Below are 22,992 nucleotides of genomic sequence, written 5' to 3'. Positions count from 1 at the left end.
GGTCCCCATCAACGCAACTTGTCCAAAAATTGAACAAAACGGAACCGGAATCGGAAGGCTCGGGCCCGCGCGTGCTGCGCCGCGGCCTGCGCGTGCTGGGCGTGCTGCGCCAGGCCGGGGCGGCGGGCATGCACGTGGTCGACATCGCGCGCGCCGCCGGCATGCAGCGCTCCACTGTCTATCGCTACCTGGACGTGCTGGTGGAAGAGGGCTATGCGCTGCGCGAATCGGAGGCGCCGCGCTGGCGCGTGGCCGAGCTGGGCGTGATGATGGCGGGCGATCCCCATGCGCAGGCGGTGCGCGGCCTGCGGCCGGTGCTGCGCCAGATCAGCGACGTGAGCGGCGATTCGGTATTCCTGATCTGCCGGGCGGGCAGCGATTCGCTGTGCCTGCACCGCGAGGTCGGGAACTACCCCGTGCAGGTGCTGGCCGTGACGGTGGGGCATCGCCAGCCGCTGGGCGTGGGGGCGGCCGGGCTGGCGCTGCTGGCGGCGCTGCCGCCGGACGAGGCCGAGGAAGTGATGGCGCAGAACGAACGGGCGCTGCGCGCCTACGGCGGCATGACGGTGGCGCAGATGCGCCGCCTGGTGGAGAACACCCGCGGCCGCGGCTGGTCGGTGGTGGGCAACTCGGCGGTGCCCGGCGTGCTGGGCGTGGGCGTGGCGCTATGCGACGCCGGCGGCTATCCGCGCCTGGCGGTCAGCGTGTCCAGCCTCATCGACCGCATGCAGGCGCAGCGCCAGCGCAGCATCGCCGACCTGATCCGCGCGCAGCTGGCGCCCGTGCCGATGTTCTAGGCGAGCGCCGGCTCGGGCACGCGGTAGGTCTTCTGGTAATGCACGGTGAACGTCCGGAAGGCCTCCAGCGCCTTGTGCGGATCGTGGCCGGGCTTGACCAGGAAGCTGTCGAAGCCGACCCGCGCCTGGTAGTGGATGGTGTCGATCATCACGTCGCCGACCGCGCGCAGCTCGCCCTGCCAGCGATAGCGGGTGCGCAGCAATTGCGCCAGCGAATAGCCGCGGCCGTCGGTGTAGACCGGAAAGTCCACCGCAATGAAGGCGATGCCGGCGGGGTCCAGCACGCCGTCGGCATCGGCCAGCTCGCGCAGGTCGGCGTCCGGCTCCAGCAGGATCGCGACCGGGTGGCGGTGGCGGCGCAGCGTGGCGCGCGAGGTCTTCCAGACCGCCAGCGGCACGATCCAGCCCGGCTCGTCGCCGGGCACCTGGCCTTCGGCGGCCACCTCGGGTTCGGGCACGAACGGGCGGGACGTGTCGGCCTCCAGCCGGCCGTCGCGGATCAGGTGCGGGCCGGGAGCGTCGTGGGCGTAGATCTCAGACATGGGCGGGTTGCTCGATGGGCGCGGGTTTGGCGAAGGCGGGGTCCGAATACACGTCCTGCTTGAACGGCTCGATCCCGACGCGGTCGACCACGTCGATGAAGCGTTCCGCCTCGCTGTCGCGCAGGCCCAGGTAGGTGCGTATCAGGCGGTCGACCACGCCGGCGACCTGGTCGCGCGCGAAAGACGGGCCGATGATGCGGCCGATCGCGGCGCCGCCGCCGCGCGTGGATTCGATGTCGGGCAGCGGCTTGGCCGCGCCGTTCTGGCGTCCGCCTATGGTGACCTGGTACCACTCCTCGCCGGCCTTGTCGACGCCGAGGATGCCGATATGCCCCACGTGATGGTGGCCGCAGGAGTTGATGCAGCCCGAAATGTTCAGGTCCAGCTCGCCGATCTCGAACAGGTAGTCCAGATCGTCGAAGCGGCGCTGGATCGCTTCGGCCACGGGGATCGACACGGCATTGGCCAGCGCGCAGAAATCCCCGCCCGGACAGGCGATGATGTTGGTCAGCAGGCCGATGTTGGGCGTGGCCAGGTTGAGCGCCTCCAGCGCCTTCCACAGATCGTGCAGGCGCGCGCGGCGCACGTCGGCCAGGATCAGGTTCTGCTCGTGCGAGACGCGCAGCTCGCCGAAGCCGTAGTCGTCGGCCAGGTCGGCCACCGCGTCCATCTGGTCGGCGGTGACGTCGCCCGGCGGCACGCCGGTGGCCTTCAGCGACACGGTGACGGCGGCGTAGCCGGCCACTTTGTGCGGATGCACGTTGGTGCGCAGCCAGCGGGCGAAGCGCGGGTCGGCGGCCGCCTGCGCGGCGGTGTCGTCGGGTTCCTGCGCGGCGGCGGCGTCGTACTGCGGCCACACGAAACGCGACTTGATGGTGTCGACGAATTCCTGCGTGATGGTGTCCGGCCCGCCCTTGATCAGCTGCCACTGTTCATCGACCTGCTGGGCGTAGACCTCGGGAGTCAGGTCCTTCACCAGGATCTTGATGCGCGCCTTGTACTTGTTGTCGCGGCGGCCGTGCAGGTTGTAGACGCGCAGCGCCGCCTGCAGGTAGGTCAGCAGGTCCTGCCATTCGACGAAGGGATTGATCAGCTTGCCGACGATGGGCGTGCGGCCCAGGCCGCCGCCGATCCAGACGCGAAAGCCCAGCTTGCCGTCGCGCTCGACCGCCTGCAGGCCGATGTCGTGCACGCCGACGGCCGCCCGGTCCTGCACCGCGCCGCTGACCGCGATCTTGAACTTGCGCGGCAGAAAGGCGAATTCGGGGTGCAGCGTGGACCACTGGCGGATGATTTCGCACCAGACCAGCGGATCGACCAGCTCGTCGGGCGCGACGCCGGCGAAGTGATCGGTGGTGGTGTTGCGGATGCAGTTGCCGCTGGTCTGGATGGCGTGCATCTGCACCGTGGCCAGTTCGGCCAGGATGTCGGGCACGTGCTCCAGCCTGGGCCAGTTGAACTGGATGTTCTGGCGCGTGCTGAAATGGCCGTAGCCGCGGTCCCACTTGCGCGCGATGTGGGCCAGCGTGCGCAGCTGGCGCGAGGCCAGCATGCCGTACGGGATGGCCACGCGCAGCATGGGCGCGTGGCGCTGGATGTACAGCCCGTTCTGCAGGCGCAGAACGCGGAATTCGTCTTCGGTGAGCTGGCCGTCGAGAAAGCGGCGCGTCTGGTCGGCGAACTGCGCGACGCGCTGCTCGACGAGCTGCTGGTCGACGGGGTCATACACGTACATGTCACTGCCCTTGAAGTCTTCGGTCGGCGCAAGGCGCGAGGGGTTCATAACCGTAGCAGGCAGCCGCCGGGGCCGTCTAAGTCATTGTGGTAATAAGGTAATGTCGCGGCAAGGCGATGGGTTGCGCGCGCGACCGGGCCTTCGTAGGATGGGTGCAGCGCGAGAATCCTTGCGCAAAAAACCGGATATCGAGCGCGCGCAACCCATCGGCCACCCCGCCTCCCGCATCGTAGCCCCCTCCCGCTCCACACCAAAGACTCCCCGCAGCACGCATTTGACCCTGCGCAAGCAACCTGCCTGCGCCTTATTCGACCGACGGCGACGCGCCGATGCCGCGCACGATGTGCTCCAGCAGTTCGCGCGCGGCCGGGGAAATGTGACGGCCGGCGCGGCTCAGCACCTGCAGGCTGCCCTGGTTGAGGATGGGGTTGGCCAGCGGCAGGCTGGCCAGGCGCCGGGCGCGCATGTCGGCCGTGACCGCGATGGGCGGGGTCAGGGCATAGCCGATGCCGGCGGCGGCGAACTGCCACAGCGCCTTGAACGAGGAGGTGGTCAGCACGTTGCGCAGCCGCACCTGCTCGCTGATCTCGGCGGCCTGGATGTGCTGGCGCACGCCGAAGCCTTCCTGCATCGCGGCCCCGGGATACTCGGCCAGGTCGGTCAGCAGCAGGGGGCGGCGCAGGCGGGCCAGCGGATGGTCCTGGCGCACGATGGCGCGGATCGGCTCGGGGCGCGCGTAATGGGCGCGCAGCCGGGCGTCGTTGGGCGGCTGGAACACCAGGCCGATATAGGCGCGGTCGTCGACGATGCGCTGCACGATCTCGGAGGTGCGGGCCACGTCGATGTCCAGCGTGACTTCCGGATGGCTGCGCCAGTAGCCGGGCAGCACCTGGTCGAACATCAGCTCGACGAAGCCTTCGCCCAGCACCAGGTCGATATGGCCGCGCTCGGCGTTGCGCAGGCTGTCGATCTCGGAGAAAAAGCTCTCCTGGATGTTCTGCTGGCGCTTGACGTAGCGCGCCAGGATGTGGCCGGCGTCGGTGGGCACCACGCCGCGGCCGCGGCGTTCGAACAGCGTCATGCCGCAGTCGCGCTCCAGGGCGGCGATGGCGCGGCTGACCGCCGAGGGGTCCATGTCCAGCGCCTCGGCGGCGCCGCGCACGGAACCCCGGCTCATGACCTGCATGAAGTAATGGGTGCGTCGGGCGTCCAGTTTTTCGTCCATGGCGGCGGGAAGTGCGGCGGCAGGTCCACAGGTCGATGCTAGGGTTTACCCTTGCTTTATCCGGGATCATGCAAAATTTTCCCTGGAAAAGCATATGCGTTGCATTTTACGCAACGCTTGGACGCTTGTCCTGTCATGGTTGCATGCCAGCCCCGGGGCGAAAATCGGCCCTGCCGCGCGCAACGCCGGCGCCTGCGGTCCGGCCAACCGTCGCCGCGACCCATTCACGTTCACCAGGGGAATCCGATGTCTCTAGCCAGCGCCAGCCTGGCCGCGCCCACCATGCCGCTTTCCAGCCGCATCCGCATGCTTGCCGCCATCTTGCTGGTGGTGGTGATTGCCGAAGCGATCGGCAGCCTGACGTTCACGGTGGGCCCGGGCAAGATCATCCTGCAGCCGATGCTGTGGGCCATCTTCATCGGCGCGATCGTGGCGGCCTTCGGCCAGCGCCTGCCCGCCGCCGCCGGCGTCGACACCGCCATGCAGACCCGCATCAGCGGCTATCTGCAATATGCGCTGCTGCCGTTCCTGGCCAAGCTGGGCCTGATGGTCGGCGGCGCGCTGCCGCAGGTGCGCGAAGCCGGCTGGGCCCTGGTGTTCCAGGAGTTCGGGCATTTCTTCGGCACCATGGCCGTGGGCCTGCCGCTGGCGCTGCTGCTGGGCATCAAGCGCGAGGCGATCGGCGCCACCTTCTCGGTGGGCCGTGAGCCCAGCCTGGCCATCATCGGCGAGCGCTACGGCATGAACTCGCCCGAAGGGCGCGGCGTGATGGCCGAGTACATCACCGGCACGGTGATCGGCGCGCTGTTCGTGGCGCTGATGGCCGGTTTCATCACCAGCCTGAATATCTTCGACCCGCGTTCGCTCGCCATGGGCGCCGGCGTGGGCTCGGGCAGCATGATGGCCGCGGGCGTGGGCGCGATCGCCTCGCAGCAGACCCCCGAGATGGCGCACCAGGTGGCCGCGCTGGCGGCCGCCGCCAACCTGCTGACCACGGTGGTGGGCGTGTACTTCACGCTGTTCATCTCGCTGCCGACCACCATCTTCCTGTACGGCAAGCTGGAGCCGGTGCTGGGCCGCTTTTCGCGCGGCAAGGCGCCGTCGGCCATCGAGGACGGCGTGTCCGAAGACGCGCCGGTCCACGGCGCCAAGCTGGGCTTCGGCGACCGCCTGACGGCCTACATCGTGTGCGGCCTGTTCGCGCTGGTGGGCAACCGCCTGGGCTATGGCGTGCCGTTCGCCGACGCCCTGCCGGGCATGGCCATCATCGTGCTGCTGGTCGTCATTACCGACCTGGTGCTGCGCGTGGTGCCCAAGCTGCCGGCCGTGTTCGTGCTGTCGGTGATCGCCATGACGGCGGGCTGTCCCGGCGTGCTGCCGTACTCCGACCAGATCATCGCGATGGTCGGCAAGGTGAATTTCCTGCCTTTCACGACCGTGATCCTGGCGATGGCCGGGCTGTCCATCCTCAAGGACCTGCCGGCCTTCCGCAAGCTGGGCTGGAAGATCGTGGTGGTGTCCCTGGCCGCCAACGCCGGCACCTTCCTGGGCGCGACGATGATCGCCGAGTTCTTCCACTAAGACCAAGGCTGAGGCGCGAAGCCCGGACGGTAGCGCGCCTGGTCGGTGGCGTTTTCCGTGGCGCCGATGCTGGCGACCTTGGGCACGGCCGCGCCCATGGCCTTGACGGCCGCGGCGGCCTGCCATTCCTGCACCTGCGGGTTGCCCATGGCCAGGCGGTAGGGCTGCAAGGGCGCCAGGCCTTCTATGGTGCCCCAGTCGTTGGCCCGGGCCGCCGCCTCGGCAGGCGCGGCGGCGTAGTCGGCGATGGCGCGGCGCATGCGCGCCTCGGCGTACTGGTCGCGCAGCAGGTCCGGGTCGGGGCGCGGCGCCATGCCGGCGATGGGGGCGGGCGGCGCCTGGTCGCGGCTGCGCGCAGGCTGCGGGGCGGGTGGGCTTTCAGCCGCTTCAGCCGCCCGAGGCGTCGCCCAGGCGGGCCGGGTCTCGTCGATCAGCGGCACGCGCGCCGGGTAGGGCGCGGCGACGCGGGCAATGGCGGGGATCGCTGCAATGTCCATGCGAGGCTCCCTGTCGTGGCCGGTCCGCGGGCGGGCCGGTTCAGCGGGTCACAAGTCCAATGTAGCAGGAAACGCCCCGGCGCTCCGGGGCCGCGGCTCATTCGACGATGCCGGTTTCCAGGCAGGGATTGAATTCGCCCGTCTTGGGATCGCGCAGGAACAGCACGCCGGTGGCCACGCCGAAGTAGGTGCCGTGCAGCTCCAGCTCGCCCTTCTGCACGCGGCGGCGGATGGACGGGAACGTCATCAGATTCTCCAGGCTGTGCTCGACCGTGGCCAGCTCCAGGCGCTTGAGGTTGGCCTGGCGGTCGCCGGTGGCCGGGCCGAGGCGTTCGGCCACGGGCTCGATCTGCGACATCCACTTGCCGATGAAATCGCCCTTGGACAGCGGCTTGGCGCCGTCGAAGAAGGAGCGGATGCCGCCACAGGAGGCGTGGCCCAGCACCACGATGTGCTTGACGTTCAGGCCGTTGACGGCGAATTCGATGGCGGCGCTGGTGCCGTGGTAGGAGGATTCGGTGTCGGGGTCGCAGGGCGGCACCAGGTTGGCGACGTTGCGGATCACGAACATTTCGCCGGGGCCGGCGTCGAAGATGACTTCGGGCGAGACGCGGGAGTCGCAACACCCGATGATCAGGATTTCCGGGCTTTGCCCAATTTCGGCCAGTTTCTGGTATCGGCTGCGTTCCGAGTGGAAACGGCCTTTCAGGAATGATTGATAGCCTTCAGAGAGTCTTTTTGGAAACATGATCTTTTCTTCCTCGTTGCGCCGACATACGCGACAAGGGGCTTCGTTGGAAGCCCCTTTTATCGAGTCGACAGCCGTGATTTTCCCACACCTGGACCCGCGCCACGGCCGCTAAACCCTGATGAAATCAGGGTTTTTGGCGGCGGGCTGGCCGGCTAGCGGGCGTCTACGTCCAGCGCCGTGACGCGGGCGAACCGCAGCGGCGTGACCGCCCGGATCGGCTTGATCTGACCGGGCGCAAGCGGGCCGGGCACATCGTTGCGCAGGCGGCCCACTTCGCGGCCCTGCTCGTCGTACAGCACGAAGGTCAGCCAGACGCCGTCGATGGCGCGGTCGGACTGGTTGGCCAGCAGGCCGGTGATGGCCGAGAGGTTCTGGCTGACGTCGCGCACCGCCTGGACGTTGCCCAGCGTGACGCCATAGACGAGATCCTGCGCGCCGGCCGCAAGAGGCAGGCCGGCGAGCAGTGCGCAGGACACGAGTACGGATTTCATGGCGCTCTCCTGTGCGGCCGGGACGGATTGCGCCTATCTCACACCTTTCCGGGCGCGGACACAACAGGGCAAAGGTATGAATCGCCGCCTTGGCGATTCTTGACTTTCCGGGATCTTGCGGCGGCGTCCGGTTTGTTCGATGATGACCGGGCCGGCGATTGGGCCGGCGGATCGAGCGGTCCGCGTCGCGCCTGACCCCGAGGCGCGCGGACGCCCAAGGGAGGAACCATGCTTTCCCGTACCAGCCAGTTTGCTTCTGCCATCCTGTTGTCCGCCTGTTTCGCCGGCGCGTCCTGGGCCCAGACGCCGGCCGCGACCACGCCCGCCAAGACCCCCACGCCGCAGCAGCAGCGCATGACGGACTGCAACAAGTCCGCCGAAGGCAAGAAGGGCGACGAGCGCAAGGCCTACATGAGCAGCTGCCTGAAGGGCGAGACCGCGCCGGCCAAGCAGCTCACGCCGCAGCAGCAGAAGATGACGGACTGCAATGCGAAAGCCGGCGAGCAGAAGCTCACCGGCGACAAGCGCAAGGCCTTCATGAGCACCTGCCTGAAGGGCTAGCGCCGCGGCTCGGCGCCTCGGCCTACACCGTCGCGACCGGCGTCACCGGCGAACCGATGGCGTGCGGCAGGCGCAGCGGCGGCGCCGTCAGCATGAAGCGGTGGCGGCCGTTGGCGTGCAGCCAGTCGGCCAGCTCCTTCAGGTACCACAGCTCCGCCAGGGGCAGGCCCAGCTTGAACAGGCAGTGGTGGTGCAGCGGGAGCATGGCGCGCGGCCCGCTTTTTTCGCGGGCCGGGTAGGCCTCGACCGCGTAGTTGTCGGCGCAGATGGCGGCGATGCCGCTGTCGGTGATCCATTGCAGCAGCGCCGCGTCGGTGCCGTCCAGCGCGGCGCCGTAGCCATGCAGCACTTCGGCGTCGGGCTTGCCGTTCATGGCGACGACCGCTTCGGCGTAGCCGGTGCGCAGCACCAGCATGTCGCCGGCCTCGATCTCGATGCCGTCGGCCTCGAGCGCGCGGATCAGTTCCGCGTGGCCGATCAGCGTGCGCCCGGGGCCGTAGTGGCGCAGCAGGTCCACCAGCACGCCGCGGCCCTGCATGCCTTTCTGGGCCAGGTTTTCCACGCCCAGCTTCAGCGCCGCCGAGGGGCCGCCGCTGTTGCAGCCGCAGCCGGTGTGGTCGCCGTCGGCCGGGCCGATCACGTCCACGCCGGCCTGGTAGCCGTTGTAGTAGCGCAGTTCCGGCTTGCCGTCGCCGTCGGCGTCGAACAGCGCGCCGACGTGGGCCAGCGCGTCCCACTGGGTGGAGTACTGCATGGACAGCAGCACCTGGTCGTCGCTCAGCACGTCCACGGCGTCCGGGTTGACGTTGCGCAGCGGAAAATTCAGGTACGGCGTGTCCGCCAGGCGGGTGGGGCTGAGCTGCGGCGGATGGCGCCGCGGGTTGAGCACGTTGCCGCCCGGCAGGTCCAGCGGCAGCGACAGGCAGAAGGTCTTGCCGGCGCGGATTTCGCGCGCGCCCTTGAGGACCTGTTCTTCGGTGATGAGATTCAGGCGGCCGAGTTGGTCGTCGGGCCCGAAGTCGCCCCAGTTGGAGCCTTCGGGCCGCTGTTTCCAGCGCTGCATGCGGGTTACTCCGTCAGGAAGTCGAGCACCGCGCGGGTGAAGGCTTCCGGTTGCTCCCAGTTGGAGATGTGGGAGGTGTTCAATTCGAGATAGCGCGCGCCCGGGATGGCGGCGGCCAGTTCCTGGCCCTGGGCGGGCGTGGCGGCCAGGTCGTGCGTGCTGCTGATGACCAGCGTGGGCGCAGAGATGGAGGCCACCTGTTCGCGGAAGTCCGCGTCGCGCAGCGCGGCGCAGTTGCCGCAATAGCCGGCGTCCGGCGTGCGGCGCAGCATGTCGACCAGCACCTGGGTCAGGCCCGGCTCGGCGGCGCGGTAGCCGTCGGTGAGCCAGCGCTCGACCAGCGTCGGCGCCATGTTCTCCAGCTTCTGTTCGGTGACCGCGGCGATGCGGGCGCTCCAGCCTTCGGCCGAGCCGATGCGCGCGGCGGTGTTGCACAGGATCAGCCGGTCCACCAGTTCGGGGCGCGCCAGCGCCAGCCACAGGCCGGTGGGGCCGCCCATCGACAGGCCGCAGAAGTGCGCGCGCTTGATGCCCAGGTGCGCCAGCAGTTCGGCGACGTCGTTGCCCAGTTGCTCGAAGCTGTATTCGCCTTCGGGGACCGAGGATTTGCCGTGGCCGCGGGTGTCGTAGCGCAGCACGCGGAAATGCTTGCTCAGTTCGGGGATCTGGCGGGCCCACATGTCGGCGCAGGTGCCCAGCGAATTGGAGAGCACGAGCACCGGCGCGTCGGCGGGGCCATCGATGACGTAGTACAGCCGGGCCTGGCTGAGATCGGCGTAAGACATGTGGGTTTCCTTCAATTACAGATAGCAGGCGCCGTCGACGTAGGCCTTGCGCCAGCGCGTGATGGTCACGCGTTCGAACAGGTCGGCCTTGGAGAACGGATCGGCGTCGATGAATTGCTGCGCGGCTTCGCGGCTGTCCAGGTCGACCACGTACAGGCCGCCGCCGGCGTCCGTGCCGTCGTCATGCAGCTTGGCGCCGCAGGCCAGCAGCAGCCGCTTGTTGGCGTCCAGGAATTCCAGGTGGGCGGCGCGGTGCTGCTTGCGCACCTCCAGGTGGCCGGGCTTGTCGAAGGTTTCGATGATGTACGGCATGGACGCCTCCGTTCAGATCGCCGAGGGATGGCGCGCCAGCGCCGTCACCTGGATGTCCATGTAGGGGAACAGCGGCAGCGACGACAGCAGCGTGTGCAGCTCGTCATTGCTTTCGACGTCGAAGATGCTGACGTTGGCGTAGCGGCCGGCCACGCGCCAGAGGTTCTTCCACTTGCCGTCGCGCTGCAGCTGCTGCGCCAGCGCCTTTTCGTCGGCCTTGAGCTTGTCGGCGCGCTCGGCCGGCATGTCGACGGGAAGATTGACCTGCATTTGGACCATGAACAGCATGATGATTCTCTCCGTAAAAAAATCCGCCCCGGCGGGACCGAGGCGGCGCTTCGAAACTCAGTTGGAAAACTTCAGCGGCAGGCCGGTCAGGCGCAGCAGCTCGTCGGCGGTGGTGCCGCCGAACATGTCGGTGACGGTCACGCCGTCGGCGCCGATGTCGAACACCGCCACGTCGGTGTAGACGCGCGACACGCAGCGCACGCCGGTCAGCGGATAGGTGCAGGCTTCGACCAGCTTGCTCTGGCCGTCGCGGGTCTGCAGCTCCATCATCACGAACACGTCCTTGGCGCCGATGGCCAGGTCCATCGCGCCGCCCACGGCGGGGATGGCGTCGGGCGCGCCGGTGTGCCAGTTGGCCAGGTCGCCGTGCTGCGACACCTGGAAGGCGCCCAGCACGCAGATGTCCAGGTGGCCGCCGCGCATCATCGCGAACGAGTCGGCGTGGTGGAAGAAGGAGCAGCCGGGCAGCTCGGTCACGGGCTGCTTGCCGGCGTTGATCAGGTCATAGTCTTCCTCGCCCTTGGCCGGCGCGGGGCCCATGCCCAGCATGCCGTTCTCGGTGTGCAGGATGACTTCGCGGTCGGCCGGCAGGTGGTTGGCCACCAGCGTGGGCAGGCCGATGCCGAGGTTGACGTAGGCGCCTTCGGGGATGTCCCGGGCGACGCGGGCGGCGATCTGGTCGCGGGTCAGTTTGGTGCTCATTGCTGCTCCTTGGGGGCGGGGCGGGCATCGATCTGCACGACGCGCTTGACGAAGATGCCGGGGGTCACGACGGTTTCGGGGTCCAGTTCGCCCAGTTCCACCACTTCGCGCACCTGGGCCACGGCCACGCGCGCGGCGCTGGCCATGATGGGGCCGAAGTTGCGGGCCGTCTTGCGGTACACCAGGTTGCCCCAGCGGTCGCCGCGCTCGGCCTTGATGAGCGCGTAGTCGGCATGCAGCGGATATTCCAGCACATACTGGCGGCCGTTGATTTCCCGGGTTTCCTTGCCGTCGGCCAGCGGGGTGCCGTAGCCGGTGGGCGAGAAGAACGCGCCGATGCCGGCGCCGGCGGCGCGGATGCGCTCGGCCAGGTTGCCCTGCGGCACCAGTTCCAGCTCGATCTTGCCGCTGCGGTACAGGCCGTCGAAGATCTGCGAGTCCACCTGGCGCGGGAACGAGCAGATGATTTTGCGCACGCGGTTCGCGCCCAGGAGGGCGGCCAGGCCGGTGGTGCCGTTGCCCGCGTTGTTGTTGATGATGACCAGATCCTTGGCGCCCTGTTCGAGCAGCGCGTCGATCAGTTCCATGGGCTGGCCGGCGGTGCCGAAGCCGCCGATCATGACGGTGGCGCCGTCGGGGACGTCGGCGAGGGCGTCCGCAGCGCTTGCAACGAGTTTAGAGATCATGGTGTTCGCTCATAAGGTGGCGTGTCATAATTTGTTCTCAATTAGAACTTTCGTTCTTCAGAAGAACATTGATTTCATGGGGGATGGCAATGCTGCGCCGCCCCGGTACAGGGTTGCCGACCAGGGCAACGTTTCTCTTCGCGGTAGACGGATGGCCGAGCAAATCACCCAGCAACCCAGCGACAGCTACGTTCAATCCTTTGCGCGCGGCCTGTCCGTGATCCGGGCCTTCGGCCCCGAGCGTTCGCAGATGACGCTGTCCGAGGTGGCGGCGGTGACCGGCCTGACGCGCGCCGGCGCGCGCCGCATCCTGCTGACGCTGGAGCACCTGGGCTACGTGACCGTGGACGACCGCAAGTTCTCGCTCACCCCGCGCATCCTGGAGCTGGGCTACGCCTACCTGTCCGGCACGCCGCTGTGGAACCTGGCGCTGCCCTACATGGAAGAGGTGGCCGAAGAGACCCGCGAATCCTGCTCCGTGTCGGTGCTGGAGGGCGCGGACATCGTCTATATCCTGCGCCTGTCCACCCACAAGGTGATGACCATCAACCTGGCGGTGGGTAGCCGCCTGCCCGCCTGGGTCACGTCCATGGGCCGCGTGCTGCTGGCCGGCCTGACGGAACCGGAGCTGGACCGGGTGCTGGCGATGAGCCAGATCCGGACCTATACGCCGCACACCATCACCGGCATCGACGCGCTCAAGCGCGTGCTGGCCGGCGTGCGCGCCGACGGCTACGCCTGCGTGGCGCAGGAACTGGAGCCGGGCCTGCAATCGGTGGCCGTGCCCATCATGGACCGCAGCGGCCGCGTGATCGCCGCGATGAACGTCAGCGGCCATGCCAACCGCTATTCGCGCCAGGAAATGCTGGCGGCGTTCCTGCCGCCGCTGCGCCGCGCCGCCGACCAGATCAACCACGCCCTGCTGCGCCGCTAGGCGGCGCAGGCAGGACGGGAGGAAGGACGGCGTGCGCATGGCGGGCCTCAGACGGGCGCGACGCCCAGCGTCGTGCCGCCGCAGACGTACAGCGTCTGGCCGGTGACGAAGCCGTTGTCCGGCGACAGGAAGAACATCGCCGCGCGCGCCACGTCTTCGGGCGTGCCCAGGCGCTTGACCACGATGCTCTTGATGATGCGCTCGGTCTGCGGGGCGCCGGCGGGATTGCTCTTGGTGAACAGTTCGGTGGCGATGGGGCCGGGGCCGATGGCGTTGACCGTGATGCCGTCGCCGCCCAGCTCCATGGCCAGCGTGCGCGTCAGGCCCAGCAGGCCCGCCTTGGTGGCCGAATAGACCACGCGGTCGGGCTTGCCCAGCGCCGCGCGCGAGGCCATGTTGACGATGCGCCCGAAGCCGGCCGCGCGCATGGCCGGCAGCACCGCCTGCACCAGGATCAGCGCCGTGCGCAGGTGCAGGTTGACCACATAGTCCAGGTCCGCCAGCGTGGCGGTGTCGGCCGAGCCCGGGCGCGTCGCGCCCGCGTTGTTCACCAGCCCGACGATGTCGTAGGCGTCGGTCACTTCCTTGGCCACCGCCTTGGTGCGCGCTTCGTCGGTCAGGTCGGCCTGGTACGACACCAGCCCGGCGGGCGGATTCTCGGGCAGCTTGTAGTCGATGTTGACGACCTTGTGGCCGGCATCGAGCAGCATGCGGATGATGGCCGCCCCGATCCCGGCGCTGCCGCCGGTCACGAGATACGCGGTAGGTTTGCTCATATCAACTCCGTTCCGGAAGAGTGCGTGTGGCTCAATGGGTCAGATAGCCCCAGAGGAGGACGGCCGTGATGTGGATCACGCCGACCCACAGCATCATGATGACGGTATAGCCCATAACATCGCGCAGTTTCAGCTTGGACAGCGCCAGCGCCGGCAGAATCCAGAAGGGCTGCACCAGGTCGTTCCAGGCGTTGCCCAGCATGACGGCCATGGTGGTCTGGTTCAGGGCGCTGCCGATTTCCTTGGCGGCGTCGATCATGAACGGACCCTGGATGACCCAGTGGCCGCCGGCCGACGGCGCGAAGAAGTTGATGACGAAAGAACTGATCAGGCCCCAGAACGGCAGCGTCTCGGGCGTGGCCACGTCGACGAAGACCGCGGAAATCGTGGTGACCAGCCCCGAGGCGGCCATGATGGCCATGATGCCGGCGTAGAACGGGTATTGCAGGATGATGCCGGAAATCGTCTTGATGCCTTCGGTCAGCTTGGCCACGTAGGCGGCCGGCGTGCCCAGCAGGATGATGCCCAGGAACAGGATGATGAAGTTGATCAGGTTCAGGTCCAGCGAGCCGCCGTCCATGAAGTGGAACACCACGTAGGCCACGCCCAGCGCGCCGATCAGCAGGCTCAGCAGGCGGCTGTTGTTCAGGCGCGAGGCCAGCGTGCCCTTTTCCAGCAGGTCTTCGGCGGCGTTGGCGGCGGTGGTGTCGCGGTCGATCGCGGGATCGACCTCGATGACCTTCTCGCCCTTTTTCGGATGCAGCCAGGCGTTGAGCAGCGGCAGCGTGACGATGATGACCAGGCTGGTGATCAGCATGGGCATCGAGAAAATCGTTTCCGACAGCGGGATGGTGCCCATCTGCTTGGCGGTGGGATGGTTGGGCGTGGCCACCAGCACCGGGATGCTGGCCGACAGGCCCAGGCCGTACATGGTGAAGCCGCTGTACGCGGCGGCGATGATCAGCGGGTAGTGCACGCCCTTGACCTTCAAGGCCAGCTTCTTGGCGACGATGCCGCCGATGACCAGGCCGAAGCCCCAGTTCAGGTAGCTGCCGATGCCGCCGACCAGCGTCGCCACGATGATGGCGGTGTGCGGCTTGTGCACGTGGCTGACGATGCGGTTGAGCATGCGGTCGGTCAGCGGGGCGGTGGCCAGCACATAGCCCATCGCCAGGATCACCGCCATCTGGGTGGTGAAGGCCAGCAGGCTCCAGAAGCCGTTGCCCCAGGCGCGGGTGATGTCGCCCAGGCCCTTGCCTTCGACCCCCATGGCCAGCAGTACGGTAAGCAGGGTCAGCGCGATGGCGAAGACAAAGGGATCGGGCAGATACTTGCGCATCAGCTCCGTGAAAAATGAAGCCAGTTTATTCATGGTGCCTCCAACGAACTCCGGTAAGGCTGGTTTTCTGTGATCGGTTTTCTTTGCGTGGCGGGGCCTTGGGGCCCGACGGCGCGGTAGCGGCAGGCTCCGCGCCTTATGTAGTAATGGGTATGCGCCGGCCTCAGGCGTCGTCGGCCCGGGCGTTGAGCCAGGCGGCCAGTTCTCCGAGCGCCGCGCTCTTCTCGCGCAGCACGCGTTCGCGGCGCTCCGGGCTCCAGGTGTAGAAACCCTGGCCGCTCTTGGCGCCGATCTGCCCGCTTTCGACCTTGCTCTTCAAAAGCGCCGAGGGCTCGGTGCGGTTGTCGAGATCCTTGTAGAGGTAGCTGGCGATGGCGTAATGCACGTCGATGCCGTTCATGTCGCGCTGCTCCAGCGGGCCGGACAGCGCAAGCCGGATGCCCAGGCTCCACTTGACCACTTCGTCGATGTCCTCCGCGCTGGCGACGCCTTTTTCCAGCAGCGAAATGGCTTCGCGCGCCAGCGCGTGCTGGATGCGGTTGGCGATGAAGCCGGGAATGTCCTGGCGCACCAGCACCGGCCGCTTGCCGGCGTGGCGCAGCGTGGCCATGACGCGCGCCACCGTCTCGTCCGACGTGGCGTCGTTGCGCACCACCTCCACCAGCGGAATCACGTCGGCGGGGGTGAAGAAGTGCGTGCCCACGAAGCGGTCGCGCCGCAGCACGGCGGTGGCGATGGCGTTGATGGACAGGCCGGAGGTATTGGTGGCGAAAAGGGTGTGCGCCGGGCACAGCGCGTCGAGCCGGGCGAACAGGTCGCGCTTGAGCTCGAGGTTTTCGGGTACGGCCTCGATCACCAGGTCGCTGTTGCAGGCCGCTTCCAGGCCGGGCGACAACTGGATGCGCTGCATGGTTTCCTGGACCCGGCCGGGCGCGTAGACGTTCAGTTGGCGGTCTATCGTCTTGAGCGCGCGCTCCAGCGCGCCTTCGACCGGGTCGATGAGGACGATGTTCAGTCCCTTCGAGGCGAACAGGGCCGCGATGCCGCTGCCCATGGCGCCTGCGCCGACGATGGCGAGATTTTTGAGGGGAGTATCCATGATGGTTCGCTCGGGCTGACTCGCCGGGCTTGCGGCGGGCACGCGCGGAACCAGGGATTGCCGTCTCTTCCGGGTGTGCCTTCCTGTGCGCCTGGCCAGAAAAATCGTTATGTTCTAGATACGAACATTTGTGCGTATATAGAATTAATGAAAACGATAGTACTAAATGTCGCGGGGGGCGGACAAATCAGGGATTTTGGGTGTCCGGCTGGTGGACGGGGGGCGTGGGGACGTAGGATGGGTGCAGCGCGGCACCGGCGGGGTAAGAAGCCGGACGCCGAACGCGCGTAACCCATCGGCCGGCGAGAGCCGGCTTTATTTCTTGCCACGAAGCGAGAGCCGGCTTTGTCTCTTGCCACGAAAAGCGGCGGCTGGCGCCGCCTGATGGGTTACGCGCGTTCGATATTTGAGTTCTTGCTTAAGGGCTCTCGCGCTGCACCCATCCTACGCCCGCCCACGATCAGCCTGGTCCGGCGCTGTTGGACCAACCCTTGGACAGCTCCACCGCCTGCCGCCAGCGCGCCATCCGCGCTTCGCGCACGGACGCGGGCCAGCTCGGTTCGAACGTGCGTTCGGCCTGCCACTTGGACGCGAATTCGTCCTGGCCGGACCAGAAGCCCACGGCCAGGCCGGCCAGGCCGGCCGCGCCCAGCGCGGTGGATTCGGGCACGCGGGGGCGCACGACCGGCACGCCCAGCAGGTCGGCCTGCATCTGCATCAGCAGGTCGTTGCGGGCCGCGCCGCCGTCGACGCGCAGCTCGGTCAGGGCGATGCCGCTATCGGCGTTCATGCAGGTCAGCAGTTCGGCGCTTTGCAGGGCGATGGATTCGAGGGTGGCGCGCGCGATGTGGGCGCGGGTGGTGCCGCGAGTCAGGCCCACCAGGGTGCCGCGCGCGTAGGGGTCCCAATGCGGCGCGCCCAGGCCGGCGAAGGCCGGCACCATGAAGACGTCGTCCGTGCTGGACACGCTGGCGGCCAGCGCCTCGATCTCCTCGGAGCGCTGGATGATGCCCAGGCCGTCGCGCAGCCACTGCACCGCCGCGCCGGCCACGAACACGCCGCCTTCGAGCATGTAGGTGGGCTGCCAGCCGCCGCCGTCGCGCGGCAGGCCCCAGCCCACGGTCGACAGCAGGTTGTTGCGCGACTGCACGGGCTGCCCGCCCACGTTCATCAGCATGAAGCAGCCGGTGCCGTAGGTGTTCTTGGCCATGCCCGGCCTGTAGCAGGCCTGGCCGAAGGTGGCGGCCTGCTGGTCGCCCGCCACGCCGGCGATGGGGATGGCGCCGCCCAGCCATTCGGGCAGGGTGTCGCCCACCACGGCGCTGCTGGGGGCGATCCGTGGCAGCACGCTGCGCGGGATCTTGAGCAGCGCCAGGATGTCGTCGCTCCAGTCCTGGGTATGCAGGTCGAACAGCATGGTGCGCGAGGCGTTGCTGGGGTCGGTGCTGTGGACCGCGCCGCCGGTCAGCTGCCACACCAGCCAGGTGTCGACGGTGCCGAAGGCCAGTTCGCCGCGCTCGGCGAGCTGGCGCGCGCCGGGCACGTGGTCCAGCAGCCAGGCCAGCTTGGTGCCCGAGAAATAGGCGTCCACCACCAGGCCGGTGCGCGATTGCAGGAAATCGGCGTGGCCGTCCTGGCGCAGCTGGTCGCACATGGGCGCGGTGCGGCGGTCCTGCCAGACGATGGCGCGGGCCAGCGGCCGGCCGGTGGCGCGCTCCCAGATCAGCGTGGTTTCGCGCTGGTTGGTGATGCCGAGGGCGGCGATGTCGGCCGCGGCCGCGCCGGCGTTGCGCAAGGCCTCGCGGGCCACGTCCAGCTGGCTCTGCCAGATTTCGCCGGCGTCGTGCTCGACCCAGCCCGGACGGGGATAATGCTGGCGGAATTCGCGCTGGCCTACGCCGCGCACCACGCCTTCGCGGTCGAACACGATGGCCCGGGAGCTGGTGGTTCCCTGGTCCAGGGCCAGGACAAATTCATTCGTCGTCACGATTCTTTGCGCCGTTCAGGTGAGCCCCGGCCAGCGGGTCGAGGCGTCCAAATGAGAAGACCGAGGCCATGCACAGCACGCCGATGACGATGAAGCCCGCGACCACGTCCCGTATCGCCAGCGTCTCGGCGCCGCGCAGGGCCATGCTGATGTTCAGCGTGACCGCCGCCACGCCCACGCCCAGGCTGATGCCGAGCTGCTGCGCCATGGCGGCGAAACTGCTGGCGCGGCTCATCTGGGTCGGGGGAATGTCGGCATAGGTTAGCGTATTTACCCCCGTGAACTGCAGCGAGCGGAAAAACCCGCCCACCAGCAGCACGGCGATCATCAGCCAGACCGGCGTGGCGGGCGTGAAGGCGCCGCAGACCACGATGAAAATGCCGGTCAGCAGCGCGTTGACGGTCAATACCCGACGAAATCCGAAGTGCTGCACGATGGGGGTGGCGACGAACTTCATCAGCAGCGCGCCGGCGGCGCTGGCGAAGGTGATCAGCCCGGCCGAGAACGGCGACAGGCCGAAGCCCACCTGCAGCAGCATGGCCAGCAGGAACGGCGTGGCGCCCACGGCGAAGCGGCACAGGTTGCCGCCCAGGGTGGCGATGGCGAAGGTCGGTATCCGCATCAGGGACAGATCGATGATGGGATGGGGCGCCCGGCGCGCGTGCCAGCCGTAGAGCAGGCCGCAGGCCAGGCCGGTGGCGATCAGGCCCAGCAGCATGGGCAGTGGCATCACGTCGCGGCCGATCGCCTCGAAGCCGCTGACCAGCGTCGCCAGGCAGATGGCGCTGAGCAGAAAGCCCGGCCAGTCCAGGCGCGGCGCGCCTTCCACGCGGATTTCCTCCACGTAGCGCAGCACCAGGAAAATGCCCAGGATGCCGATGGGAATGTTGATCAGGAAGATCCAGTGCCACGACATATAGGTGACCATGAAGCCGCCCAGCGGCGGCCCGATCACCGGCCCCAGCAGGGCGGGGATGGACAGGAAGGACATGGCCTTGAGCAAGTCCTGCTTGGGCACGGTGCGCAGCAGGATGATGCGCCCCACCGGCACCATCATCGCGCCGGCCATGCCCTGGACGACGCGGGCCGCCACCAGCTGCGGCAGGTCCTGCGACAGGGCGCAGGCCACGGAGCTCAGGGTGAACAGGCCGATGGCCGCCACGAACACGCGCCGCGCGCCGTAGCGGTCGGCCGCCCAGCCGCTGACGGGCACGAACACGGCCACCGACAGCAGGTAGGAGGTGATGGCCACGTTCAGCCGCACCGGGGTCGAGCCCAGGGCCCGCGCCATCGCCGGCAGGGCCGTGGCGACCACCGTGGCGTCCAGCATCTGCATGAACAGCGCGCAGCCGACGATGAAGGGAATCATGCGTGCCGCGCGCATCGCTTCCGGGGTGAGTGAGGGAGCGGGATGGGCGGCGGCGGCGGATTCTGCGGACATGGGCGAGGATACGTAGGGGGCCTCCAGATTGTAACGCCGGGGGAGGGGCCGTCGTGAAGTAAACTCCCCTCATCCGAAACCCACTGAAATTGGCGTCATGGCGACCAACTACGAATCCGAGATCACCCGTTTCCTGAAAGACTACAAGCAGTCGCATCCCGGCACCGAAGAGCGCCAGCGCGAGGGCCGCGCCCGTCTTTGGGACAAACCGCAGGACCCGGAGCTGCTGGAGGCCTTCCGCGCCGGCCGCGTGCCGCAGAAGCCGTACGTATACCAGGCCGACTGAGCCCCTTGCGGCAACCATGGCCCAGAACGCTTTCCCGGGCGACGCCCTGGCCGCGCTAGTGGAACCGCCCGTCGACAGCACCCCCGACACGGTAGACAGCGTGGCGTTCGCGCGCCTGTACGGCGAGCCGCTGTTCCAGATGCCGACCGACCTGTACATCCCGCCGGATGCGCTGGAGGTCTTCCTGGAGGCGTTCGAAGGGCCGCTGGACCTGCTGCTCTACCTGATCCGCAAGCAGAACTTCAACGTGCTGGACATCCCGATGGCGGATGTCACGCGGCAATACCTCTCGTACGTCGAGCAGATCCGCATCCACAACCTGGAGCTGGCCGCCGAATACCTGCTGATGGCGGCGATGCTCATCGAGATCAAGTCGCGCATGCTGCTGCCGGTCAAGAAGACCGACACCGGCGAAGAGCCCGAGGACCCGCGCGCCGAACTGGTGCGCCGCCTGCTCGAATACGAGCAGATGAAGCTGGCGGCCCAGAAGCTCGACCGTATGCCGCAGCTCGGCCGCGACTTCGTCAGCAGCCAGGCGGTGGCCGACCTGAGCGTCGAGCGCATGCTGCCCGAAGTCAGCGTGGACGACCTGCGCGCGGCCTGGGCCGACATCATGAAGCGGGCCAAGCTGAACCAGCACCACCACATCACGCGCGAACAGCTGTCGGTGCGCGACCACATGACGCACATCCTGCGGCGCCTGAACGACGTGCGCTTCATGGAGTTCGGCGACCTCTTCATGGAGCGTATCCGCGAAGGCGCGCCCGCGGCGGTGGTCGTGGTGCATTTCATCGCCATGCTGGAACTGGCCCGCGAATCCCTGCTCGAGATCACGCAGGCGGAACCCTACGCGCCCATCTACGTGCGCCTGGCCTATACCAGCGTGGCGGCGGTCGCGGCCTGAGGCCGGGCTGCGCGTTCCTACTTCCGGAGACTCCCCTTGAAAGTCGTACACACCATCCAGGAATTGCGCGACCACCTGCGCGGACAGAACCGCGTATCGTTCGTGCCCACCATGGGCAACCTGCACGAAGGCCACCTGGCGCTGATGAAGCTCGCGCGCCAGCATGGCGATCCGGTGGTGGCCAGCATCTTCGTCAACCGCCTGCAGTTCGGTCCCAACGAAGACTTCGACCAGTATCCGCGCACGCTGGCCGCCGACATCGAGAAGCTCGAACGCGAGCGCGACGTCTACGTGCTGTTCGCGCCCAACGAGCGTGAAATGTATCCCGAGCCGCAGAATTTCCGCGTGCAGCCGCCCGACGACCTCGGCGACATCCTCGAAGGCGAATTCCGTCCCGGCTTCTTCGCGGGCGTGAGCACCGTGGTGCTGAAGCTGTTTTCCTGCGTGCAGCCGCGCGTGGCCGTGTTCGGCAAGAAGGACTACCAGCAGCTCATGGTGGTGCGCAACATGTGCCGCCAGTTCCAGCTGCCGGTGGAAGTGCTGGCGCACGAAACCGTGCGCGCCGAGGACGGCCTGGCGCTGTCCTCGCGCAACCGCTACCTGAGCGAGGCCGACCGCGCCGAGGCGCCGGCCCTGTACGCCGCCCTGCAGCAGCTGGGCCAGCGCCTGGCCCAGGGCGAGCGCGACGCCGCCGCGCTGGAGCGCGAAGCCATCGACGGCCTGACCCGGCGCGGCTGGCAGGTGGACTACGTGGCGCTGCGCCGCCAGCGCGACCTGAAGCGCCCCGAAGCCGCCGACCTGCAGGCCGGCGAGCCGGTGGTGGCGCTGGCCGCCGCCAAACTCGGCGCCACCCGCCTGATCGACAATCTGGAACTGGTCTACACGGCCTGAGGCCCGGGCAGGGGGGGCGTTTATGTCCACCCTGACAGAATTGCCAGCTTCCGGCGGCTGGCGCGGCGGGGCAGACTCGATGCAAATCTACTTTGCAGGAGACAAGCCCCATGCAGCCCCGCCCCGACCTGGACGACGTCCTCGCCACCCTGACGCCGCGCGAACGCCAGATCGTCGCCTACGTGGCGGCGGGCAGCCCGAACAAGGTCATCGCCATCGACCTGGGCATTTCGCTGCGCACCGTCGAAGCCCATCGCGCCCGCATCTTCACCAAGCTCCGCGCCCGCAACGCCATGCAACAGGCCTGCCGGCTGTGCGCCCACCGGCGTTCGGGCGCCTCGCCCGTGCCGCTCATGCCGGAGGGCGATCCGCACGGCGGGGCCGTCACCCTGCATGAACAGCCCTCGCCCCGATACGCGCCGGCCAAGCCATGATGCCTGCGCGCCCAAAAACATCGGGCCCGGCGAACGAGGCGTTCGCCGGGCCCGGTGCCAGGCATGGATTCAAGCGCGCGCGGTGCTCAGGGGCACTTGGGCGCGGCGGCCTTGGCCAGCTCGTCGATGGGGTCCAGGTCCGGCTGGCGGGTCAGGTTGTAGTTCAGGTTCGGCGTCTGGCCGGCGATGGAGCGCACGCGCAGCACGTTGTTGGCGGCCACCACGAACTCGACGCGGGCGTTGCCCTGGCCGTCCATCAGGATGACGCGCGGCGGGCGTTCGTCGGTGGCGTCCCAGCAGCCTTGTTCGGCCACCGGCTGGCCCTTCTGGGGATCGTTCTCCAGGTAGGCGGTGCGGCCGCGCCAGCGGCCGTTGGGCGCCAGCGTCAGCGTCACGCGCTGCGCCGTGCACTGCATGACGGGCGAGAAGCACGGCAGCGTGCCCATGTAGGTCTGGGGTTGCGGCACCAGGCTGTGCGCGGCGGCATTGGGCGCCGGCGCGGGCGCGGGCGCGGCGGTCGCTGCGCCCGCGCTACTGCCGCCGCCCTCGGCGTGCTCGGGTACGGTCTGGCCGTCTTCGGTGGTTTCCGCGCCTGCCGCGGCCGCTTGCTGGGCCTGGTTCTGCGGCTTGCGGGCATCCGGCTTGAGCGCGATCTGCACCTGCGAAGGCGCGCGGATCACGGTGCGGTAGCCGGCGCCGGAGCCCTGGTACTGCGCGTCGGTCACGGTGCTTTCCGCGGGCGGGTCGTAATAGCCCTCGGTCTTCTGCTGGGCGCAGCCCGCCGCGCCTATGGCGGTGCCCGCCAGCAGCAGCCCCATGACGCTTAGTTTGCGGGAGCGGGTAACAATGTTGTCGACGCGCGCGGTCATGGCAGCTTATCCGTGA

The 22,992-nt window shown here is 68.3% G+C and carries 26 protein-coding genes; 8 read left to right on the top strand and 18 right to left on the bottom strand.

Annotated elements, in window-relative coordinates:
• Positions 1 to 29: 29 nt before the first annotated feature.
• Positions 30 to 797, top strand: a complete 768-nt coding sequence (locus AC1IQ6_RS25135; RefSeq protein ID WP_102775676.1) for an IclR family transcriptional regulator — start codon at positions 30 to 32, stop codon at positions 795 to 797.
• Here the strand turns inward: AC1IQ6_RS25135 and AC1IQ6_RS25130 are convergent.
• The 3 genes from AC1IQ6_RS25130 to AC1IQ6_RS25120 all read right to left on the bottom strand — a co-directional run bounded on the left by AC1IQ6_RS25130 (position 794) and on the right by AC1IQ6_RS25120 (position 4,299).
• Positions 794 to 1,339, bottom strand: coding sequence for a DUF934 domain-containing protein (locus tag AC1IQ6_RS25130; protein ID WP_485865453.1), 546 nt, complete (start codon positions 1,337 to 1,339; stop codon positions 794 to 796). The genes AC1IQ6_RS25135 and AC1IQ6_RS25130 overlap by 4 nt on opposite strands.
• A complete protein-coding gene (locus AC1IQ6_RS25125; protein ID WP_111826785.1) occupies positions 1,332 to 3,074 on the bottom strand; it encodes a nitrite/sulfite reductase in 1,743 nt (580 codons plus the stop codon). The genes AC1IQ6_RS25130 and AC1IQ6_RS25125 overlap by 8 nt, the downstream gene beginning before the upstream one ends.
• A 304-nt stretch (positions 3,075 to 3,378) precedes the next feature.
• Positions 3,379 to 4,299, bottom strand: a complete 921-nt coding sequence (locus AC1IQ6_RS25120; protein ID WP_111826784.1) for a LysR family transcriptional regulator — start codon at positions 4,297 to 4,299, stop codon at positions 3,379 to 3,381.
• Between the two features lie 246 nt (positions 4,300 to 4,545).
• Between AC1IQ6_RS25120 and AC1IQ6_RS25115 the strand changes: the two genes are divergently transcribed.
• Positions 4,546 to 5,880, top strand: coding sequence for a DUF3100 domain-containing protein (locus AC1IQ6_RS25115; RefSeq protein ID WP_485865452.1), 1,335 nt, complete (start codon positions 4,546 to 4,548; stop codon positions 5,878 to 5,880).
• Here the strand turns inward: AC1IQ6_RS25115 and AC1IQ6_RS25110 are convergent.
• The 3 genes from AC1IQ6_RS25110 to AC1IQ6_RS25100 form a co-directional block, all read right to left on the bottom strand.
• Positions 5,877 to 6,377 (bottom strand): hypothetical protein, encoded by a 501-nt coding sequence (locus tag AC1IQ6_RS25110; RefSeq protein WP_485865451.1) that lies wholly within the window; start codon positions 6,375 to 6,377, stop codon positions 5,877 to 5,879. The two genes, AC1IQ6_RS25115 and AC1IQ6_RS25110, sit on opposite strands and share 4 nt — an antisense overlap.
• Positions 6,378 to 6,474: 97 nt before the next feature.
• Positions 6,475 to 7,125 carry a carbonic anhydrase gene (locus tag AC1IQ6_RS25105; RefSeq protein ID WP_102775682.1) on the bottom strand — a complete coding sequence of 217 codons (651 nt, stop codon included), beginning with the start codon at positions 7,123 to 7,125 and terminating at the stop codon, positions 6,475 to 6,477.
• 155 nt (positions 7,126 to 7,280) lie between these two features.
• On the bottom strand, positions 7,281 to 7,619 hold the full coding sequence (locus AC1IQ6_RS25100) for an FxLYD domain-containing protein (RefSeq protein ID WP_485865450.1): 339 nt from the start codon (positions 7,617 to 7,619) through the stop codon (positions 7,281 to 7,283).
• A 228-nt stretch (positions 7,620 to 7,847) separates the two neighbouring features.
• On the opposite strand from AC1IQ6_RS25100, the gene AC1IQ6_RS25095 reads away from it, so the two are divergent.
• Positions 7,848 to 8,180 (top strand): PsiF family protein, encoded by a 333-nt coding sequence (locus tag AC1IQ6_RS25095; protein WP_111826782.1) that lies wholly within the window; start codon positions 7,848 to 7,850, stop codon positions 8,178 to 8,180.
• Positions 8,181 to 8,202: 22 nt separating this feature from the next.
• Here AC1IQ6_RS25095 and AC1IQ6_RS25090 read toward each other — a convergent pair whose 3' ends face one another.
• Genes AC1IQ6_RS25090 through AC1IQ6_RS25065 form a run of 6 tightly spaced genes read right to left on the bottom strand, consistent with a single transcriptional unit; the run spans position 8,203 to position 12,016 of the window.
• Positions 8,203 to 9,243: a cyclase family protein gene (locus AC1IQ6_RS25090; RefSeq protein ID WP_111826781.1), complete on the bottom strand. Its 1,041-nt coding sequence runs from the start codon at positions 9,241 to 9,243 to the stop codon at positions 8,203 to 8,205.
• A 5-nt stretch (positions 9,244 to 9,248) separates the two neighbouring features.
• Positions 9,249 to 10,028, bottom strand: coding sequence for a 3-oxoadipate enol-lactonase (gene pcaD, locus AC1IQ6_RS25085; RefSeq protein ID WP_102775685.1), 780 nt, complete (start codon positions 10,026 to 10,028; stop codon positions 9,249 to 9,251).
• Positions 10,029 to 10,043: 15 nt separating this feature from the next.
• Positions 10,044 to 10,340: a YciI family protein gene (locus tag AC1IQ6_RS25080; RefSeq protein ID WP_102775686.1), complete on the bottom strand. Its 297-nt coding sequence runs from the start codon at positions 10,338 to 10,340 to the stop codon at positions 10,044 to 10,046.
• A gap of 12 nt (positions 10,341 to 10,352) precedes the next feature.
• The gene (gene catC, locus AC1IQ6_RS25075; protein WP_102775687.1) at positions 10,353 to 10,628 is read right to left on the bottom strand and encodes a muconolactone Delta-isomerase; all 276 of its coding nucleotides are present in this window, start codon (positions 10,626 to 10,628) and stop codon (positions 10,353 to 10,355) included.
• Between the two features lie 57 nt (positions 10,629 to 10,685).
• On the bottom strand, positions 10,686 to 11,330 hold the full coding sequence (locus tag AC1IQ6_RS25070; RefSeq protein WP_102775688.1) for a 3-oxoacid CoA-transferase subunit B: 645 nt from the start codon (positions 11,328 to 11,330) through the stop codon (positions 10,686 to 10,688).
• Positions 11,327 to 12,016 carry a 3-oxoacid CoA-transferase subunit A gene (locus AC1IQ6_RS25065; RefSeq protein WP_102775689.1) on the bottom strand — a complete coding sequence of 230 codons (690 nt, stop codon included), beginning with the start codon at positions 12,014 to 12,016 and terminating at the stop codon, positions 11,327 to 11,329. The genes AC1IQ6_RS25070 and AC1IQ6_RS25065 overlap by 4 nt, the downstream gene beginning before the upstream one ends.
• Positions 12,017 to 12,167: 151 nt before the next feature.
• Between AC1IQ6_RS25065 and AC1IQ6_RS25060 the strand changes: the two genes are divergently transcribed.
• A complete protein-coding gene (locus tag AC1IQ6_RS25060; protein WP_102775690.1) occupies positions 12,168 to 12,950 on the top strand; it encodes an IclR family transcriptional regulator in 783 nt (260 codons plus the stop codon).
• A gap of 47 nt (positions 12,951 to 12,997) precedes the next feature.
• Here AC1IQ6_RS25060 and AC1IQ6_RS25055 read toward each other — a convergent pair whose 3' ends face one another.
• From AC1IQ6_RS25055 to AC1IQ6_RS25035, 5 genes are all read right to left on the bottom strand, one after another.
• Positions 12,998 to 13,726, bottom strand: a complete 729-nt coding sequence (locus tag AC1IQ6_RS25055) for an SDR family NAD(P)-dependent oxidoreductase (RefSeq protein WP_209166924.1) — start codon at positions 13,724 to 13,726, stop codon at positions 12,998 to 13,000.
• A gap of 31 nt (positions 13,727 to 13,757) precedes the next feature.
• A complete protein-coding gene (locus AC1IQ6_RS25050) occupies positions 13,758 to 15,098 on the bottom strand; it encodes a short-chain fatty acid transporter (protein WP_111826779.1) in 1,341 nt (446 codons plus the stop codon).
• 130 nt (positions 15,099 to 15,228) lie between these two features.
• The gene (locus AC1IQ6_RS25045) at positions 15,229 to 16,164 is read right to left on the bottom strand and encodes a 3-hydroxyacyl-CoA dehydrogenase family protein (RefSeq protein ID WP_111826778.1); all 936 of its coding nucleotides are present in this window, start codon (positions 16,162 to 16,164) and stop codon (positions 15,229 to 15,231) included.
• Positions 16,165 to 16,624: 460 nt separating this feature from the next.
• Positions 16,625 to 18,151 carry a glycerol kinase GlpK gene (gene glpK, locus AC1IQ6_RS25040; protein ID WP_102775694.1) on the bottom strand — a complete coding sequence of 509 codons (1,527 nt, stop codon included), beginning with the start codon at positions 18,149 to 18,151 and terminating at the stop codon, positions 16,625 to 16,627.
• A complete protein-coding gene (locus tag AC1IQ6_RS25035; RefSeq protein ID WP_111826777.1) occupies positions 18,138 to 19,592 on the bottom strand; it encodes an MFS transporter in 1,455 nt (484 codons plus the stop codon). Before AC1IQ6_RS25035 ends, glpK begins: the two co-directional genes overlap by 14 nt.
• A 97-nt stretch (positions 19,593 to 19,689) precedes the next feature.
• Between AC1IQ6_RS25035 and AC1IQ6_RS25030 the strand changes: the two genes are divergently transcribed.
• From AC1IQ6_RS25030 to AC1IQ6_RS25015, 4 genes are all read left to right on the top strand, one after another.
• Complete coding sequence (locus AC1IQ6_RS25030) at positions 19,690 to 19,878, top strand: DUF3460 family protein (RefSeq protein WP_102775696.1); 189 nt, start codon at positions 19,690 to 19,692, stop codon at positions 19,876 to 19,878.
• A gap of 16 nt (positions 19,879 to 19,894) precedes the next feature.
• Entirely contained in the window at positions 19,895 to 20,782 is an 888-nt protein-coding gene (locus tag AC1IQ6_RS25025) for a segregation and condensation protein A (protein ID WP_102775697.1), read from the top strand.
• A gap of 36 nt (positions 20,783 to 20,818) precedes the next feature.
• The gene (panC, locus tag AC1IQ6_RS25020; RefSeq protein ID WP_102775698.1) at positions 20,819 to 21,673 is read left to right on the top strand and encodes a pantoate--beta-alanine ligase; all 855 of its coding nucleotides are present in this window, start codon (positions 20,819 to 20,821) and stop codon (positions 21,671 to 21,673) included.
• Between the two features lie 110 nt (positions 21,674 to 21,783).
• Positions 21,784 to 22,107 (top strand): response regulator transcription factor, encoded by a 324-nt coding sequence (locus tag AC1IQ6_RS25015; RefSeq protein WP_485865449.1) that lies wholly within the window; start codon positions 21,784 to 21,786, stop codon positions 22,105 to 22,107.
• Between the two features lie 86 nt (positions 22,108 to 22,193).
• Here the strand turns inward: AC1IQ6_RS25015 and AC1IQ6_RS25010 are convergent, their stop codons facing one another.
• Positions 22,194 to 22,976 (bottom strand): copper resistance protein NlpE N-terminal domain-containing protein, encoded by a 783-nt coding sequence (locus tag AC1IQ6_RS25010; RefSeq protein WP_485865448.1) that lies wholly within the window; start codon positions 22,974 to 22,976, stop codon positions 22,194 to 22,196.
• Between the last annotated feature and the right edge of the window lie 16 nt (positions 22,977 to 22,992).

The organism is Achromobacter sp. MUI-25009338, from assembly GCF_057359325.1.
The sequence above is the reverse complement of the archived record's forward strand: the minus strand, read 5'-3'. Positions and strand labels throughout refer to the sequence as shown.